Below are 16,986 nucleotides of genomic sequence, written 5' to 3' on the forward strand. Positions count from 1 at the left end.
TTGGTGCAGCGTGCTCCAATCTCTCGCCGTCATCCTGAGGTGCTCGTCCTGCAAAGCAGGGCGAGCCTCGAAGGACGACAGCCCGGCTGCATCCCGGCCGCTCATCCTTCGAGGCTCCCGGCGCGATGCTTTGCATCGCGCCACTCGCGCCTCCAGCGACGAGCGCTACGCGCTCGCGCGGGGATGACGGGTCTGATACTCGCCGGGTGCCCTCACGACAGCTTGCGCTTGCTCCGCAGCCGCAGATGCTCGTCGGCCTCCAGCTTGGTCATTCCCAGGAGATAATGCAGCACGTCGAGCTTGTGCCGCTCGGCAAGCTTGCGCAGCGCCCCGACCTGCTCGGCGATGAAGGCGACCGCCTCCTCGACGCCGCCCTCCCCCGGTTCCTCGTGACGCGAGCCTCCCGCCGCGCGCGATGCGGCGCCCGCCCGTTTCTTTCCTGGCTTAGTCACCAGCCCCCACCCGAATCCATGCCCCGCGGAAACATTACGCCGACATCGGCCGCAACTCAAAGGTGGTATTTTGCAACTTTCTCGATATGAAACTTTTCCCATCGGGATGGCTTTCAACACCCCTCGATTTGACAGCGACGGCCTCACCACCCATGTTCGGGACGAAAGGGCCGACCCGAATCTCATCGAATTCGGCCCCAAATTTCCCCATAAGTTACTGGAACTACATGAATATCGTCATTGTGGAGTCGCCGGCGAAAGCCAAGACGATCAACAAGTATTTGGGCTCGTCCTACGAGGTTCTGGCCTCGTTTGGCCATGTCCGCGACTTGCCGGCGAAGAACGGCTCCGTCGATCCCGACGCCAATTTCAAGATGATCTGGGAGATCGACCCCAAGGCGGCCGGCCGGCTCAACGACATTGCCAAGTCCCTCAAGAACGCTGACCGCCTGATTCTCGCCACCGACCCTGATCGCGAGGGCGAGGCCATCTCCTGGCACGTGCTGGAGGTCTTGAAAGAGAAGCGCGCGATCAAGGACCACAAGATCGAGCGCGTGGTGTTCAACGCCATCACCAAGCAGGCGGTCACGGACGCCATGAAGCATCCGCGCCAGATCGACGGTGCGCTGGTCGACGCCTATATGGCGCGCCGCGCGCTGGACTATCTGGTCGGCTTCACCCTTTCCCCCGTGCTGTGGCGCAAGCTGCCGGGTGCCCGCTCGGCGGGCCGCGTGCAGTCGGTAGCGCTGCGGCTGGTCTGCGACCGCGAGCTCGAGATCGAAAAGTTCGTTGCCCGCGAATACTGGTCGCTGATCGCGACCCTGCTGACGCCGCGCGGCGACGCCTTCGAAGCCCGTCTCGTCGGCGCCGACGGCAAGAAGATCCAGCGCCTCGACATCGGCACCGGCGCGGAAGCCGAAGACTTCAAGAAGGCGCTGGAAGCAGCCGCCTACGCGGTGACCACGGTCGATGCCAAGCCGGCCCGGCGTAATCCGCAGGCCCCCTTCACCACCTCGACGCTGCAGCAGGAAGCCAGTCGCAAATACGGCTTTGCGCCGGCGCACACCATGCGCATCGCGCAGCGGCTCTATGAAGGCATCGATATCGGCGGCGAGACCACCGGACTCATTACTTATATGCGTACCGACGGCGTGCAGATCGACCCGTCCGCGATCACCCAGGCCCGCAAGGTGATCGGCGAGGATTACGGCAACGCTTACGTTCCGGACGCGCCGCGCCAGTACCAGGCCAAGGCCAAGAACGCCCAGGAAGCCCACGAAGCGATCCGGCCGACCGACATGTCGCGCCGCCCCGATAGCATGAGCCGCAAGCTCGAGTCCGATCAGGCGAGGCTCTATGAGCTGATCTGGAAGCGCACCATCGCGAGCCAGATGGAATCGGCCGAACTGGAACGCACCACGGTCGACATCACGGCGAAGGTTGGCGGCCGCACGCTGGACCTGCGCGCCACCGGCCAGGTCGTCAAGTTCGACGGCTTCCTCGCACTTTATCAGGAAGGCCGCGACGACGAGGAGGACGAGGACTCCCGCCGCCTGCCCGCGATGAGCCCGAATGACGCGCTGAAGCGGCAGTCGCTCGCCGTCACCCAGCATTTCACCGAGCCGCCGCCGCGCTTCTCCGAAGCCTCGCTGGTCAAGCGCATGGAAGAGCTTGGCATCGGCCGGCCCTCGACCTATGCCTCGATCCTCCAGGTCCTCAAAGACCGCGGCTACGTCAAGCTCGAAAAGAAGCGCCTGCACGGCGAGGACAAGGGCCGGGTCGTGGTCGCGTTCCTCGAAAGCTTCTTTGCCCGATACGTCGAATACGATTTCACCGCCAATCTGGAAGAGCAGCTCGACCGCATCTCCAACAACGAGATCTCCTGGCAGCAGGTGCTGAAGGATTTCTGGACCGGCTTCATCGGCGCGGTGGACGAGATCAAGGATCTGCGCGTAGCCCAAGTGCTCGACGTGCTCGACGACATGCTGGGCCAGCACATCTATCCGCCCCGCACCGACGGCGGCGACATCAGGCAGTGCCCGAGCTGCGGCAACGGACGGCTCAATCTGAAGGCCGGCAAATTCGGCGCCTTCGTCGGCTGCTCGAACTATCCGGAATGCCGCTACACCCGTCAGCTCGCCGCCGACGGCGAGGCCACCGCCGATCGTTCGCTCGGCCAGGACCCTGATACGGGTCGCGATGTCTGGGTCAAGGCCGGCCGGTTCGGCCCCTACATCCAGCTCGGCGAGCAGAAGGATTATGCGGAGGGCGAGAAGCCGAAGCGCGCGGGCATTCCGAAGGGGACTTCTCCTGGAGATGTCGAGCTCGAGCTTGCGCTCAAGCTGCTGTCACTGCCGCGCGAGATCGGCAAGCACCCGGAAACCGGCGAGCCAATCACCGCGGGTCTCGGCCGCTTCGGGCCGTTCGTAAAGCACGAGAAGACCTATGCCAGCCTCGAGGCCGGCGACGAAGTGTTCGACATCGGCATCAACCGGGCGGTGACGCTGATCGCGGAGAAGATCGCCAAGGGCCCGAGCCGCCGCTTCGGCGCCGATCCCGGCAAGGCGATCGGTGATCATCCCACACTCGGCACCGTCACGGTGAAGGGCGGTCGCTACGGCGCCTATGTCACGGCGGGCGGCGTCAACGCGACGATCCCGAGCGACATCGAGAAAGACGCCATCACGCTGCCGCAGGCGATCGCGCTGATCGACGAGCGCGCGGCCAAGGGCGGCGGCAAGAAACCGAAGAAGGCGGCGAAGCCCGCCAAGGCCAAGAAGGCTGCGGCCAAGGCCGCCGACGGCGACGACGCCGCGCCAAAAACCAAAAAGCCGGCCGCGAAGAAGGCGGCCAAACCCAAATCCGAATCCACCAGCAAGGCGCGCGCCGCCGTGTCGTCGACGGCCAAGACTTCGGCCATCAAGACGTCGCCGACCAAGGCATCCGGCGCCAAAGCTCCGGCCAAGAAAAGTGCCGGCACCAAATAGAGGCTAAGTGAAACGCAAGAATGACCGTGGCTTTCCCGACCGGGCAGCCATCGTCGCCTTCATCAAGGCAAATCCCGGAAAGGTCGGAACCCGCGAAATTGCGCGCGAGTTCGGCCTGAAGAACGCCGACCGTATCGAGCTCAAGCGCATGCTGCGCGAGCTCGCCGACGACGGGCTCGTCAAGAAAAAGCGCCATACGATTTCAGAGCCGGACAGCCTGCCGCCGACGCTGGTCGCCGACATCACCGGCCGCGACACCGACGGCGAGCTGATGGCCTCCCCCACCGAATGGGACGAGGTCGAAAGCGGCGAACCGCCAAAGATCCTCATCACGATGCCGCGCCGGCCAAAACCCGGCACCGCGGCCGGCGTTGGCGATCGCGCGCTGCTGCGGGTCGAGCGCTCCGACGAGACCGAAGGCCCGGCCTATCGCGGCCACATCATCAAGGTCTTCGACAAGACCAAGAGCCGCATCCTCGGCGTCTTCCGCAGCCTGCCCGAGGGCGGCGGACGGATCATCCCCGTCGACAAGAAGTCCGCCGACCGCGAGCTGAACATCGCGCCGACCGAGACACACGGCGCGCAGGACGGCGATCTCGTCAGCGTCGACATCATCCGCTCGCGCGGCTTTGGGCTGGCATCAGGCCGGGTCAAGGAGAAGCTCGGCTCGGTCAAGTCGGAGAAGGCGATCAGCCTGATCGCGATCTACGCGCACGACATCCCCCTGCAATTCCGTCCCGCGGCAGAGCGCGAAGCCGAAGCGGCGGAGCCGGCCAATCTGAAGGGGCGCGAGGACTGGCGCGACGTCCCGCTGGTCACCATCGATCCGCCGGATGCCAAGGATCACGACGACGCGGTGCACGCGCAGCCGGATCCTGATCCCAACAACAGAGGCGGCTTCATCGTCGATGTCGCCATCGCCGACGTGAGCTTCTACGTGCGGCCGGGCACCGCGCTCGACCGCGACGCGCTCGACCGCGGCAACTCGGTCTATTTCCCCGACCGCGTCGTGCCGATGCTGCCCGAGCGCATCTCCAACGATCTGTGCTCGCTGGTGCCGGGCGAGCCGCGCGGCGCGCTCGCGGTGCGGATGATCATCGCCCCGGACGGGCGCAAACGCTCGCACAGCTTCCATCGCATCCTGATGCGCTCCGCAGCCAAGCTGAACTACGCCCAGGCGCAGGCCGCGATCGACGGAAGGCCGGACGACACCACCGGCCCCCTGCTCGATCCGATCCTGCGGCCGCTCTATGCGGCCTATGCCTGCGTCAAGCGCGCGCGAGACGAGCGCGATCCGCTCAATCTCGATCTGCCCGAGCGAAAGATCCTGCTCAAGCCCGACGGCACGGTCGACCGCGTCGTCGTGCCCGACAGGCTCGACGCGCACAAGCTGATCGAGGAGTTCATGATCCTCGCCAATGTCGCGGCAGCCGAGATGCTCGAGAAGAAGTCGCTGCCGCTGATCTACCGCGTGCATGACGAGCCGACCCTGGAAAAGGTCCACGCGCTCGCGGAATTCCTGGCGACGCTGGACGTTCCGTTCGCGAAAGGTGGCGCGCTGCGCCCCGCTCTGTTCAACCGCGTGCTGGCGCAGCTCGAAGGCCACGACCACTTTCCGCTGGTGAGCGAGGTCGTGCTGCGCGCCCAGGCGCAGGCTGAATATTCCTCGGAGAATTACGGTCATTTCGGCCTGAACCTGCGCCGCTACGCGCATTTCACCTCGCCGATCCGCCGCTATGCCGACCTCGTCGTGCACCGCGCGCTGGTTCGCGCGCTCGGGCTTGGCGAAGGCGCGCTGCCCGACACCGAGACGCCGGAAACGTTGAGCGAGGTCGCAGCCCACATCTCGGTCACCGAGCGGCGCGCGATGAAGGCGGAGCGCGAGACCGTCGACCGCCTGATCGCCCATCACCTCGCCGACCGCATCGGTTCGAGCTTCCAGGGCCGCGTCTCCGGCGTCACGCGCGCCGGCCTGTTCGTCAAGCTCGCTGAGACCGGCGCCGACGGCCTGATCCCGATCCGATCCCTCGGCACGGAATATTTCAACTATGACGAGGGCCGCCACGCCCTGGTCGGCACGCGCAGCGGCACCATGCATCAGCTCGGTGATGTCGTCGACGTCCGCCTGATCGAGGCAGCTCCGATCGCAGGCGCGTTGCGCTTCGAGCTGCTGTCCTCGACCGGGGAGACCGCGCCGCGCGGCCGCAGGGGATCCGGTCCGCAACGCCGCCCCTCGTTCAAGGCGCATCCCGGCCGCAGTCCCGACAAGAAGCGCAAGCCGGACAAGCCGAAGCCCGGCAAGGGCAAAAAGGCGAAGGGAAAAAGCAAAGGCAAGGGTCAGAAGGGTAAGGCATGGTGAGCACAACCCCGAAGATCTGGACCCGCGAGACCGGCCTCGTCGAGAAGCGCGACGTCTTTGCTGCCATGAAGCGCGGCTTTCGCGGCCGCTGCCCCCGCTGCGGCGACGGAAGACTGTTCCGCGCCTTCCTGAAGACCGCGGACAATTGCTCGGTCTGCGGCCTCGATTTCACCCCGCATCGGGCCGACGATCTACCCGCCTATCTCGTCATCGTCATCGTCGGCCATATCGTGGTGCCCACCGTCCTCTGGATCGAGACCAATTACACCACGCCGGTCTGGATCAGCTTCGCGGCCTATCTGCCCTTCACCTTCGTCGCCTCGCTGGCACTGCTCCAGCCGGTAAAGGGAGCCGTGGTCGGATTGCAATGGGCTCTGCGCATGCACGGGTTTGACGAGAACCCGACGGATGGTATTCCGCCGGTGTAGGCAAAATAAACAACAAGTGGTTTGGGTGAGGACATGACGGATACGTCGCAGGCAGCCGACAAGGCCAAGATCCACGAGGGCAAGGAAGCCGACCATCATCCCTATTTCCGCCCGAAGGATGCGGCAACCCTGATCCTGGTCGATCGCAGCGGCACAACTCCAAAAGTCCTGGTCGGCAAGCGCCACGACAACGTGGTGTTCATGCCCGGAAAGTTCGTCTTCCCCGGCGGACGCGTCGACAAGGACGATTATCGCGTGCCGTGCGCGGCGCCTGTAACCGCCGAGCTGGAAGCCAATCTCGCCAAAGGCAGTCCGAAGACGCCGGCCTCACGCGCGAAGTCGCTGGCGATTGCCGCGATCCGCGAGGCCTGCGAGGAGACCGGCCTCTGCCTCGGGCGCAAAGCCGAGGGAAAGGCCAAACTCGAAGGCGCCTGGAAGCCGTTCGCGGATGCGGGCCTGTTGCCCGATCCCTCAAGCCTGTTCCTGATCGCGCGCGCGATCACGCCTCCCGGCCGCGTCAAGCGGTTCGACACGCGCTTCTTCACGGCGGACGCCTCCGCGATCACCCATCGCGTCGACGGCGTGATCCATGCCGATGCCGAGCTTGTCGAGCTGGTCTGGGTCGAGCTCGGCTCAAAGCCGCTCGCCGATCTCCATCCGATGACGCGCAACGTGCTCAACGAGCTCGACGCGCGCCTCGCCACCGGCCCGCTCCGCCATGACGCACCGGTGCCGTTCTTCCATTTCTACGGCAGCAAGATGCAGAAGGACATTTTGAGCTGATCAGTTTGTGACGTCCGCATCGTCCGCATCAGGCTCGGTGCCGACATAGTCGCGCGCGGGAACGTTCAGCACTCGCCCGAGCTCGCTGGCGAACCGACTGGCTTCCTCGCGCTTGGTGAAGCTCATCAGCGTGATCGGCTCGGTCCCTTTGTTGCCGCAGAGATTGACATCGTATGTCGTCAGCGCCGGATCGTCCTCGTCGGTAATGCTGATGAAATGATAATCGGCGAGATCGCGATGGTTGCGAAAATTCAGCGGGCCGAACTGCCTGGTGATGACGATCTGGCGCAGCGTCTCGTTCAGCACGACGAAGGTGCGGAAGGTGAGCAGGATGATTCCGGGGATGCCGACGAGCAACCCGAGTCCCGTGAACACCAGCACCGGCATGAGATCATCGGCGAGCCGGCCAAAACCGGAGAAATCCTGCCGCAGGCCGAGCGCGACATTCCACAGCAGATAGAAGCTCGCCGCCAGCAGCGGCAATGACAGCAGCCGCCCGACCCAGGGCATGGGCCGGTCGATGCGGACGATGCGCCCGTCCACGGTCATTGCACCTGCCATCGAAAGTCTCCTCGGGAGCGAAAGTCATGGCTTGGTCGGAGTGAGCCGTGGATCGGTTCGATGGGACTCTTCCGTCGTTCCGGGCGTGGCCGGGGATGACGCGAATGTGCTGAGCTGACATCGAAAAACAAAATAATCTTCCCGCCTCCCTCGATGGCGGAGTTCCGCGGCGTGCCTATGTCTTCCGGAACGACACCAAAAACGGATACCGGGCGATGGCACAACGGCAACTCAAGCTTGGCGCGTTCATGCGCCCGATCAGCATCCACACCGGCGCCTGGCGCTATCCCGGGGCCTGGCCCGACGCCAATTTCAACTTCGGCCACATCAAGACGCTGATCCAGAAGCTCGAGGCCGGCAAGTTCGACGCCTTCTTCATGGCCGATCACCTCGCCGTGCTGAACATGCCGGTCAATGCGCTCAAGCGCAGCCACACGGTCACCTCGTTCGAGCCATTCACGCTGTTGTCGGCGCTCTCGGCCGTCACCGAGCGGATCGGCCTGATCGCGACGGGCTCGACCACGTTCGACGAGCCCTATCACGTCGCGCGGCGCTTCGCTTCGCTCGACCATCTCAGCGGCGGCCGTGCGGGCTGGAACATCGTCACCACCTCGAACCCGGATGCAGCGCTGAATTTCGGCCTCGACGACCACATGGAGCACGGCGAGCGCTACAAGCGCGCCCGCGAGTTCTACGACGTCGTCACGGGCCTGTGGGATTCCTTTGCCGACGACGCCTTCGTGCGCGATGTCGAAAGCGGCGTGTTCGTCGATCCCGCCAAGATGCATGTGCTCGACCATCAGGGCAAATATCTGAAGGTGCGCGGTCCCCTCAACATCGCCCGCCCGGTCCAGGGCTGGCCGGTGATCGTACAGGCCGGCGCCTCCGACGACGGCAGGCAGCTTGCGGCAGAGACCGCCGAAGCCGTCTTCACCGGCGGCGGCAGCCTTGCCGACAGCCAGAAACTCTATGCCGACATCAAGGGCCGCATGGAGAAGGTCGGCCGCGATCCCGAACACCTCAAGATCCTCCCCGGCGCCTTTGTCGTGGTCGGCGACAGCGTCGACGAGGCCAGGGAGAAGCGCGCGCTGCTCGACAGCCGCGTGCATTACGACAGCGCCATCGCCTCGCTCTCGGTCGTGCTCGGCACGGATGCCTCCGGTTTCGATCCGGATGGACCGCTTCCCGAAATCCCCGAGACCAATGCCAGCAAGAGCGGTCGCCAGCGCATGGTCGACCTCGCCGCCCGCGACAAGCTCACGGTGCGCCAGCTCGCTCAACGCGTTGGCGGCTATGGCGGGCTATCCTTCGTCGGCACGGCCAAAACCATTGCCGATCAGATGGAGGAATGGCTGGTCGGGCGCGGCTCCGACGGCTTCAACATCATGTTCCCGTTCTTGCCCGCCGGCCTAGACGATTTCGTCGACAAGGTGGTGCCGGAGCTGCAGCGCCGCGGGATTTTCCGGAAAGAGTATGAAGGGCCCACTTTGAGAGAGAATCTGGGCCTGCCCCGGCCCAAAAACCGGTTCTTCGAGGCGTAATCGGGCCGATTTGGGCGGTTTTCGACCCCTAAAATCTTGACATCAGGCCGTTTCTGGCTAGGTTGCCGGCCAACGCGGGCCATTTGGCCGGCTCCAGATTCCCTTCATTCCTGAGGTTCTGAACATGGCCAAAGCGGTCACCATCAAGGTCAAGCTCGTGTCCTCGGCCGACACCGGCTTCTACTACGTCGCCAAGAAGAATTCGCGCACCATGACCGACAAGCTGGTCAAGAAGAAGTACGATCCCGTGGCGCGCAAGCACGTCGAATTCCGCGAAGCCAAGATCAAGTAAGATCGCGGGACGCTGAAGACTTTTGCGGGGCCCTTGCGGGCCCCGTTTTATTTTGGCCCCTCTCGCGTGTCCCGGATGCGCAGCAGCGCCCCGTGGACGTGACGCTGCGCTGCGTCCGGGGCACGAGGGCTGAGCTCGGCACAGCGAGTCATCGCCAGATTTTGTTCAACCCTCGGTTGCTCGCTCCCGAATGTATGTTAGCGTGCACTTGCCGGGCGGGAATGTCCGTCCCGGCTTTGGAAGGACATGGTCATGAGATTCTCATCAAGCCTTGTCGTGCCTTCAACCATCGCTGCCTTGTCAACAATCTTACTGTGCGCGCCGGCAGCGTCGCAAATCCCAACCGGCTCCGCCGCCACGATTCCCCCCGTCACGGTCGACGCGCCGAAACAGGTGGCAAGGCCACACGTGTCGGAGCGAGGAGCAAACACAATTGCCCCTCGTCGGACTACCTCAACAGCTCAAACGTCAGCCGCGCGCACGCCTACGTATGCGCCGGGTTCTGTGATGGGGAGGATTGCCGGCCTGGAGAAAGTCGCCAGCAGCTGCAACGGAGGCTGTGCATCGAGCTTCCCAAGCGGCAAGGATCCGTGGGTTGGATGCAGCGAGTCAGGCGGCAACATAGACTACGGTCCTTTCTCGCCAACCTGCCGCGACACCATCACCCACAAATCCTACCTGGATTGCGTCGACACCAGGACGTTCCTGGGCGACAACCGAAACAAGGCCCACTGGTTGTGCAGCAGCCTGGCCGCCGGCAACAGGTTTAAGGTCGCCGATCTCAAGCGATCAGCACGCACGCGTTAGTCCATCCTCTCCGCAGTCCTTCTGTTGCGATCGAGCTTCAGCTCACTCGTGTCCAGACCCGGACGCAGCGCGTGGCGTTGCGTCCGGGCATGAGAGCAGGGTTACGTGACTAACCCAAAGATCCTGCGCATTTCGACCACGACGGACCAAGTGTGACGCACCTCGCAGAGCGCCTTCACCACCTCCGATATCTCCAGCGGGATCGTTGCATGAACCTGGTCCATTCCCGTGAAGAGCCATTTGCCGTTGCTGGATCCGCTGCGCTTCGCCGCCGCCCTCGGCGTCGCCATGTTTCACCAGATGTTCTGGTCCTGGGCCTGGACCTCGATCGGCGTCCCCGGTTTCGAGCGCACTGTCGCCGCCGATGTTCTCTACCCGTCCGCCGCGCCCTACACGTGGTTCGGCTGGGTCGGCGTCGAAATCTTCTTCGTCATTTCCGGCTTTGTCATCGCGAATTCCGCAAGCACGTCTTCGCCGGGCGCCTTTCTTCTTGGTCGCGCACTCAGGATTTATCCGGCGGTCTGGGTCTGCGCCACCGCGACGTTCCTCGTTCTGCTTCTCTTCGGGAGCGGACCGGCATCCGAACTCATTCTGCCCTACGTCCACGCCATGCTGATGGTCCCCAAGGGAGTCACAGGTCAGTGGCTTGACGAGGTCTACTGGACCCTGGCAGCCGAGACGGCATTTTATGGTCTCGTGTTCTGCGCGATGCTCACCAAGAAGGTCACCCTGCGGCACCTCGCCTGGGGTCTCACCATCTACAGCGCAATCTTCAATGCCGTCGCGCTACTCGTGCTGTCATGCACGACGCCATCCGACTTGCCTTATCTCGTCATTCTGATGTTTCGGGTGCCGTGCGCGGCATTCCTGCTGACGCATGGCTGCTTCTTTGCGCTGGGGATCTGGCTGTTCATCTCCGCGAACAGACAATTGACGGCGCTCGAACAGGTCGCAATTGCCATCACGTGTCTATCAGGCGCGGCGGAAATCTACTTCTTCGCCTCGTTCTTCTTGACGTCCATCCCCGCCATCTCGGATCAATCGGCTCTCGTGCCGATCATGGTCTGGGCTGCTGCAGTGCTCCTCATTGCCATCGCCGCGAAGTGGAGCAGGCGCTCTGCGGGCAAAGCTTCTCCTGAAACACCAGCCTATTTGAGAACGCTCGGACTGATCACCTATCCGCTCTATCTCACGCATAACGTCATCGGCACCGCGATCATTCGTGCCCTGGTCGATGCCGGCTGGGATGCCACCTCGGCCGTCTGGATCGCGCTGGGCCTGCTTGTTCTGGTCTGCTGGCTCATTTGCGCGAAGATCGAGCCCGCCGTCAGATCGGCCTTTATGCAAACGCTTTCGTATTTCGGAAAACTACCGGAACGGCGGCTGGCAACCAGACGCCCGGCGTTGGCTCGCGGACTGCGCCTTCGCCCCGTTGTGCCGAAGCCGAACAAGGGACGATTGCAAGCAGCAACGTGATGGCAATTCTCATTAGAGCATGAACCGCGGACAGCGATGTGACATGCGACGTCTTTTGCAATGTCCCTGCCAGACGTGCCAAAAAGGAAATCGTATAGCTGGCCGCGCGGCGGATGATCTGCCGACGTGCCGCGCGGGGACTACTTCAACGTCGTGCCGAACTGAATTGCCTTGCCTGGAAAGCATTACCATTTACCGCGCGCTGGAATGCGCGGAGAATCAGTTGCAGACCTCTTGGTTCATGCCCCAGCTCCCAGGCCCGTGCTTGCCTTGTTGATAGACCTCAAGATGACAACCTGGGCGAACCGGCCTGCAGCCAGCACCGTTGCAGACCATTTGTCCGCTCCTTTGCGCTACGGGTTTGGTCGACTTCCCACTCTGCTGCCGGGCGTCTTCTCGTGTCGTCGACTGGTCGCGCGTCGCAACGGGCTTCCTGCTATCCGTCTTCTCGCATTCATTCTCGGCATTGACGCGATAATCGGTACGGCAGTTGATCTTTACGCAGACTTCGCCATCCGGCTTGAAGCCGTGCTCGCAGACCAGCGGACAGACCCGACCGGGCTTGGCTTTGATAGCGTCCAGGACGTCGAAGGTCGCGAGCTTGGCTTCAAACTTTGTTCCAGCGTACTTGTTGAAGGTCAACAGCGACCGCTGGGACGACGCATTCCAGTCGCCGTCCGCAGCAGCGGATAGACATCCGACCCGACGTAGCTCGGACTGGATCAGCTTCGCTGTTTCCTGGGGGGGTTGGCTTGGCTCTGCAGAGGTTGGCGCGATGGCAGCGACCTTCTGGTTGGCGCTTTCCTGCCCCTTCTCCGTTGGCAGCCTAGCTGCGAGTTCGGCTGCCGATTTGTCTTCGGCGATCTTATCAGCGAGTGCCTTATCGGCGCTCTGCTTGGCGGCGAGTGCCGTGGCGGCTGCCTCGGCGTCCTTCCTTCGCTGTTCGGCGGCGGCGGCTCTCGCCTCCTCGATCTGCTTGGCTCTCTCGGCGACAAGACGGGCATCCTCGGCGGCTTTGGCTGCGGCTGCGGCCTTCTCCTGCTCCGCCTTCTTGGCGCGAGACGCGGCGAGCCGCGTCTTTTCCTCTTCGGCTAGGCGAGCCTTCTCTGCTGCGGCAGCGCGGGTTTCCTCGGCAGCAATCTTCTTGAGCTGTACCTTCGCCAAATCTGCGTAGTAACCGTTCGGAAATGCTCTTAGAAACGCTTCCCATCCGTCGCGGTCGCCGGCCTGGAGCGCGAGTTCATAGTCCCTGCGAACGGCATCCAGTGTGCTCGCCTGCGGAGCCGTGACGACTGGCTTTGCCGGCACCAACGGCACGTCATTTCCACCGAGCGAGCCGTAAACGTAGGGCTCCTGCTTGTAGCCGGTATTTTTGAGGACATCGTCGCGAACAAAGCCAAGAGCTTTGCGCAGGTCCAGCCCGGGGATCGGCAGACGCTCGACCAGCGCGGTCGCGAACGGGCTGTTTTTCCAGTCGCCATCTGAGGCGGTGGAGCCCGCTTTTGCGGCAAAGGCGATCATCGTGTTCGGACTAGCCGGCTCAACCTTGGCAAGGCCGCGACCAATCGCACGCGCCGCCACCGTGCGCTTCATGGTCTTGGCAAATGGGTTATCGCGGCAGGCATCGAGGATGACGAGACGGAGCTGCCTAGCCGGCTCTATGGCGAAGAGCACCCGGTCCAGCGGAAAGGTCTCATCTAAAACGTCGGTGTCGGTCTCTAGCGCGGCGTCAGTGGGGATCAGATAGTTATTACCATCTAGCTCGATACCGTGGCCGGCGTAGTAAATGACGGCGACATCGGAATCGCGCGCCTTAGCGCCAAACTCGCGAAGCGCCTTCCGCATGTCCACTACGGTTAGGTCGAGCTTGATATCAACAACGTCGAACCCGGCCTTACTGAACATGCCCCCGACCAGGGCGGCATCGTTCACGGGGTTGGCGAGCCTTGGTACACTCTTGTAGGTAGAGTTCCCGATCACCAGCGCGACCCGTCGCTCGGCATGTGCTGAGCCGCAAGCGAGCCAGATGAAAAGAAGAAATGAAAACCAGCCAAAAGCCTTCATCGCCGCCCCGAATATAAGTGGTCAGCCTAAGTGGAGTTCGGGGAAAAACAAGCCGCGTCTCTGTGACGTCTGTCACGCTCCATATCCTTCCGCCGCGCCCGCTCTGCGACGGACCGTCAGCAACGGGTCACAAGCGGCCGATCGCGGCCAAGCAGCGCGGCGTCCGCTGTAAACTTCAAAGCGGACGCCCATGAGGACACGCCCAGCCTACGCCGTCCGTAACACCGGCGCCGGCGGCTGCGATGGCCGGATCAGCGCGAACGCGACCTGGATGATGCCGCCGGCCAGCCCCAGCGCGACACCGATGCGCCAGGCCATGGTGTAGGAGCCGAGCGCGTCGTAGAGCAGCCCTCCTCCGTACGCGCCGAGGAAGCTGCCGATCTGGTGGCTCATGAAGGCGAGGCCCTGGATCATCGCCTGCCAGCGCAGGCCGAACATTTCGGCGACCGCGCCCGCGACCAGCGGACCGACACCCATCCACAAAAAGCCCATGATGGCGCCGAACAGCAGCGTCGAGGCAGGCGTCGCCGGCAGCATGAAGTACCAGGCGAGCGCGAGTGAGCGGAAGATGTAGATGCCGCCGAGCAGCGCGAGCTTGTTCCAGCGCTGGCCGGCCCAGCCGAAGAACAGCGAGCCGAGCACGTTGAAGCCGCCGATCATGCCGAGCGTCTGCGCGCTCAGCATCGGATCGAGGCCGCAGATCGCGAGATAGGACGGCAGGTGCGTGGTGAGGAACACAAGCTGCATGCCGCAGACGAGATAGGCGCAGGTCATCACCACGAACGACGCATTGCCGAAGGCGGTCTTCGCCGCGATCATGGCCGTGGCATCGACGATCTCGTCAGTCGCGGGCTTCGGCAGCGGGACCGCGTCAACGCGCCCGGCATACCAGGCCGCCGGGATCATCAGCACCGACATCACGACGAAGCCGGCGAGCCCGACGCGCCAGCCAAAGCCCTCGTTGAGCATCTGCCCGAGCGGCGCCGATAACAACGCGCCGAGCGAGCCCGCGCCGGAGACGATGCCAAGCACGGTGGAACGCACCGTCGCGGGTACCGCGCGCGCCGCCACCGACATCGCGATCGCCGCCGCGGTGCAGGCGAGCGAAGTGCCGATCAGCACGCCGGCGCCGATCATGATGGTGACGAGACCGTTCGCGGTTGCCATCAGCACCAGGCCCGCGATGTACATGAATGAGCCTGCAATCATGATGGGACGGAAGCCGTAGCGCGTGGTCATCGCGCCGGCGAGCGGCTGGAGAAAGCCCCAGGCGAGGTTTTGCACGGCCAGCGCCAGCGTGAAGTCGGAGATCGACAGATGGATGTCGTGGGTCAGCGGCTGCATGAAGATGCCGAGGCTCTGCCGCAGCCCCATGCTCAGCGTCAGCATGATCGAGGCGCCGATCAGGATGGGCAGTGTCGGGCGCAGGACCTGCAACAGGGGCATTTTCGTCTCCCTCACCGGCGCGGCGCGAGCGCCGTCGTCTGTAATATCGGTTGATTTTGGTTACACAGACCTGTGTACTTAGGCTATGGATAGCGTGCACTGTCAAGCCAACAGGACATTCACCGCCGCATGGCTCCCCCGCCGGCCCCACAGACGATGAAAGAGCGGATCCTCGCGACCGCCGACAAGCTGTTCTATCTGCAGGGCATTCGCGCCATCGGGGTCGACACCATCGCGGCCGAGATCGGCATCTCCAAGCGCACGCTCTACAACCACTTCCCCTCCAAGGACGCGTTGATCGCGGCCTATCTGGAGCGCCGCTTCGTGCAGCCCCGCCCCTCCGACAAGCCCGCGGCCGAGCAAATCCTCGCCACCTTCGATTCGCTGGAGCGCCGCTTCGCCGCAAAAGATTTTCGCGGCTGCCCGTTCGTGAATGCGGTCGCCGAGCTTGGCCCGGCGGACCGCGCCGTGAAGAAGATCGCCATCGCCTTCAAGGAAAGCCGTCGCGTCTGGTTTCGCGACCGCCTCAACGAGCTCGGCGTTGCGAACGCGGAGGCGCTCGCAACCCAGCTCGTGCTGCTGGTCGACGGCTCCATCGCGCAGGACCTCGTCCGCGACGACCCCGCAATGGCGCGTGCCGCGAAGGAAGCGGCGACGGTGTTGTTGCGCAATGCCGGGGTGGAGGTGGGAGATGAAGCTGCGGTGAAGCCAGGCAGGCGGGCGCAGCAATAACCGATGTCGTCCCGGCGAAGGCCGGGACCCATACCCCCGAAAGCTAGTTTGGCGAAGACTCGTGGTTACCTGCTCGCACCACAACCCCTCCCTGGGGTTATGGGTCCCGGTCTTCGCCGGGACGACACTGAATATGTGGCCGCGGTATTCGCCCCACGACCCGACGATACCAAAATGCTCCTGTTTTGCCCGACGCGTCAAACCGCGCCTCGCCACCCGCATAAGCCATTGATCCCACCAATGTCGGCCATGGTGCATGGGGCTGGTTTTCCGTTTTTTTGTCTTCCCCTCGCCCACCCTCGTACCGGCTGCGACATCAACATCGGCACCCAGTAGACTTTGTGCTACAGGGAAAGGAAACGAGAAGGCTGGTTAGCTAGGCGCGATGTCAGAAAATCACTACGACACTCAGCTAAGAGCTAAAGCAACGATCCGTCGATCGTCTGCTTTCTGCGGACGTGTTCGACCTCCCCGCGTTTCAAGCCCTATATGCCCATCTGTGGCACAAGGCTCGGGGACTCAGGGACGAGTACGTCATTTCGAAACAAATACTGGCCTGCATTCGGTCCCCCGCGCAAGCAATCGAAAGTCGGACCGAATACCTGTCATCGGTACGAGAACATGCCCACTTTGCTCGAGACTTCGACTCCATGCTCGACAGGCTCATAGCAGGCGAGATCGAGAGTGACCGCACCGCGGGGGTTCCGCGAGTAATTTGATTCACGCCAGCTTTGGGCAATGTAAGCGCACGCCGCAACAACGGCTGTAGCCGTATCATTCGGTGTCATCACCCGCGAAGGCGGGTGATCCAGTATCCCAGAGGCGGCTGTGATTGAGTTGAGACGCCCCGGCGTACTGGATTCCCGGCTTCGCGGGGAATGACAGCTGTGGTTGTGGAAGGCGCTTCGCAGCACACCAGCTCCCACGACCCGACGATACCAAAATGCTCCTGTTTTGCCCGACGAGTCAAACGGCGTTGGCGGCTGCATCAGCCATTTTGCCACCCGCGTAAGCCATTGATCCGACTAGCGTCGGCTACTGTGCATGGGGTTGTTTTC

At 63.4% G+C, this 16,986-nt stretch carries 12 protein-coding genes; 8 read left to right on the forward strand and 4 right to left on the reverse strand.

The window, feature by feature from the left end:
- Positions 1-212 precede the first annotated feature (212 nt).
- Complete coding sequence (locus IVB47_RS16480; RefSeq protein ID WP_007603303.1) at positions 213-452, reverse strand: hypothetical protein; 240 nt, start codon at positions 450-452, stop codon at positions 213-215.
- Positions 453-679: 227 nt separating this feature from the next.
- Here IVB47_RS16480 and topA point away from each other — a divergent pair, with 227 nt between their 5' ends.
- Genes topA through IVB47_RS16500 form a run of 4 tightly spaced genes read left to right on the forward strand, consistent with a single transcriptional unit; the run spans position 680 to position 7,009 of the window.
- Positions 680-3,439, forward strand: a complete 2,760-nt coding sequence (gene topA, locus IVB47_RS16485; protein ID WP_247462644.1) for a type I DNA topoisomerase — start codon at positions 680-682, stop codon at positions 3,437-3,439.
- Positions 3,440-3,446: 7 nt separating this feature from the next.
- Positions 3,447-5,798, forward strand: a complete 2,352-nt coding sequence (rnr, locus tag IVB47_RS16490) for a ribonuclease R (protein ID WP_247462646.1) — start codon at positions 3,447-3,449, stop codon at positions 5,796-5,798.
- A complete protein-coding gene (locus IVB47_RS16495) occupies positions 5,792-6,226 on the forward strand; it encodes a DUF983 domain-containing protein (RefSeq protein ID WP_247434981.1) in 435 nt (144 codons plus the stop codon). The genes rnr and IVB47_RS16495 overlap by 7 nt, the downstream gene beginning before the upstream one ends.
- A 33-nt stretch (positions 6,227-6,259) precedes the next feature.
- Positions 6,260-7,009 carry an NUDIX hydrolase gene (locus IVB47_RS16500; RefSeq protein WP_247462648.1) on the forward strand — a complete coding sequence of 250 codons (750 nt, stop codon included), beginning with the start codon at positions 6,260-6,262 and terminating at the stop codon, positions 7,007-7,009.
- On the opposite strand, the gene IVB47_RS16505 is transcribed toward IVB47_RS16500, so the two are convergent.
- The gene (locus tag IVB47_RS16505; RefSeq protein WP_027567326.1) at positions 7,010-7,570 is read right to left on the reverse strand and encodes a hypothetical protein; all 561 of its coding nucleotides are present in this window, start codon (positions 7,568-7,570) and stop codon (positions 7,010-7,012) included.
- A 215-nt stretch (positions 7,571-7,785) separates the two neighbouring features.
- Here IVB47_RS16505 and IVB47_RS16510 point away from each other — a divergent pair, with 215 nt between their 5' ends.
- The 3 genes from IVB47_RS16510 to IVB47_RS16520 all read left to right on the forward strand — a co-directional run bounded on the left by IVB47_RS16510 (position 7,786) and on the right by IVB47_RS16520 (position 11,686).
- Positions 7,786-9,111, forward strand: coding sequence for an LLM class flavin-dependent oxidoreductase (locus IVB47_RS16510; RefSeq protein ID WP_247462650.1), 1,326 nt, complete (start codon positions 7,786-7,788; stop codon positions 9,109-9,111).
- A gap of 124 nt (positions 9,112-9,235) precedes the next feature.
- Complete coding sequence (gene rpmG, locus IVB47_RS16515) at positions 9,236-9,403, forward strand: 50S ribosomal protein L33 (protein ID WP_007603295.1); 168 nt, start codon at positions 9,236-9,238, stop codon at positions 9,401-9,403.
- A 1,035-nt stretch (positions 9,404-10,438) separates the two neighbouring features.
- On the forward strand, positions 10,439-11,686 hold the full coding sequence (locus IVB47_RS16520) for an acyltransferase (protein WP_247462652.1): 1,248 nt from the start codon (positions 10,439-10,441) through the stop codon (positions 11,684-11,686).
- 219 nt (positions 11,687-11,905) lie between these two features.
- On the opposite strand, the gene IVB47_RS16525 is transcribed toward IVB47_RS16520, so the two are convergent.
- Positions 11,906-13,750, reverse strand: a complete 1,845-nt coding sequence (locus tag IVB47_RS16525) for a caspase family protein (RefSeq protein ID WP_247462654.1) — start codon at positions 13,748-13,750, stop codon at positions 11,906-11,908.
- Between the two features lie 207 nt (positions 13,751-13,957).
- Positions 13,958-15,196: an MFS transporter gene (locus IVB47_RS16530; RefSeq protein WP_247462656.1), complete on the reverse strand. Its 1,239-nt coding sequence runs from the start codon at positions 15,194-15,196 to the stop codon at positions 13,958-13,960.
- A 129-nt stretch (positions 15,197-15,325) separates the two neighbouring features.
- On the opposite strand from IVB47_RS16530, the gene IVB47_RS16535 reads away from it, so the two are divergent.
- Positions 15,326-15,928, forward strand: a complete 603-nt coding sequence (locus IVB47_RS16535; RefSeq protein WP_346730796.1) for a TetR/AcrR family transcriptional regulator — start codon at positions 15,326-15,328, stop codon at positions 15,926-15,928.
- Positions 15,929-16,986: the final 1,058 nt, after the last annotated feature.

Origin of the sequence: Bradyrhizobium sp. 62 (genome assembly GCF_023073035.1) — a bacterium.
Lineage (GTDB): Bacteria > Pseudomonadota > Alphaproteobacteria > Rhizobiales > Xanthobacteraceae > Bradyrhizobium.

Excerpts from the sequence above, each read along its gene's own strand:
- IVB47_RS16500 (WP_247462648.1), top strand. The coding sequence starts at position 6,260 with ATGACGGATACGTCGCAGGCAGCCGACAAGGCCAAGATCCACGAGGGC.
- IVB47_RS16495 (WP_247434981.1), top strand. The coding sequence starts at position 5,792 with ATGGTGAGCACAACCCCGAAGATCTGGACCCGCGAGACCGGCCTCGTC.
- IVB47_RS16505 (WP_027567326.1), bottom strand. The coding sequence starts at position 7,570 with ATGGCAGGTGCAATGACCGTGGACGGGCGCATCGTCCGCATCGACCGG.
- IVB47_RS16535 (WP_346730796.1), top strand. The coding sequence starts at position 15,326 with ATGGCTCCCCCGCCGGCCCCACAGACGATGAAAGAGCGGATCCTCGCG.
- topA (WP_247462644.1), top strand. The coding sequence starts at position 680 with ATGAATATCGTCATTGTGGAGTCGCCGGCGAAAGCCAAGACGATCAAC.
- rpmG (WP_007603295.1), top strand. The coding sequence starts at position 9,236 with ATGGCCAAAGCGGTCACCATCAAGGTCAAGCTCGTGTCCTCGGCCGAC.
- IVB47_RS16510 (WP_247462650.1), top strand. The coding sequence starts at position 7,786 with ATGGCACAACGGCAACTCAAGCTTGGCGCGTTCATGCGCCCGATCAGC.
- IVB47_RS16530 (WP_247462656.1), bottom strand. The coding sequence starts at position 15,196 with ATGCCCCTGTTGCAGGTCCTGCGCCCGACACTGCCCATCCTGATCGGC.
- IVB47_RS16525 (WP_247462654.1), bottom strand. The coding sequence starts at position 13,750 with ATGAAGGCTTTTGGCTGGTTTTCATTTCTTCTTTTCATCTGGCTCGCT.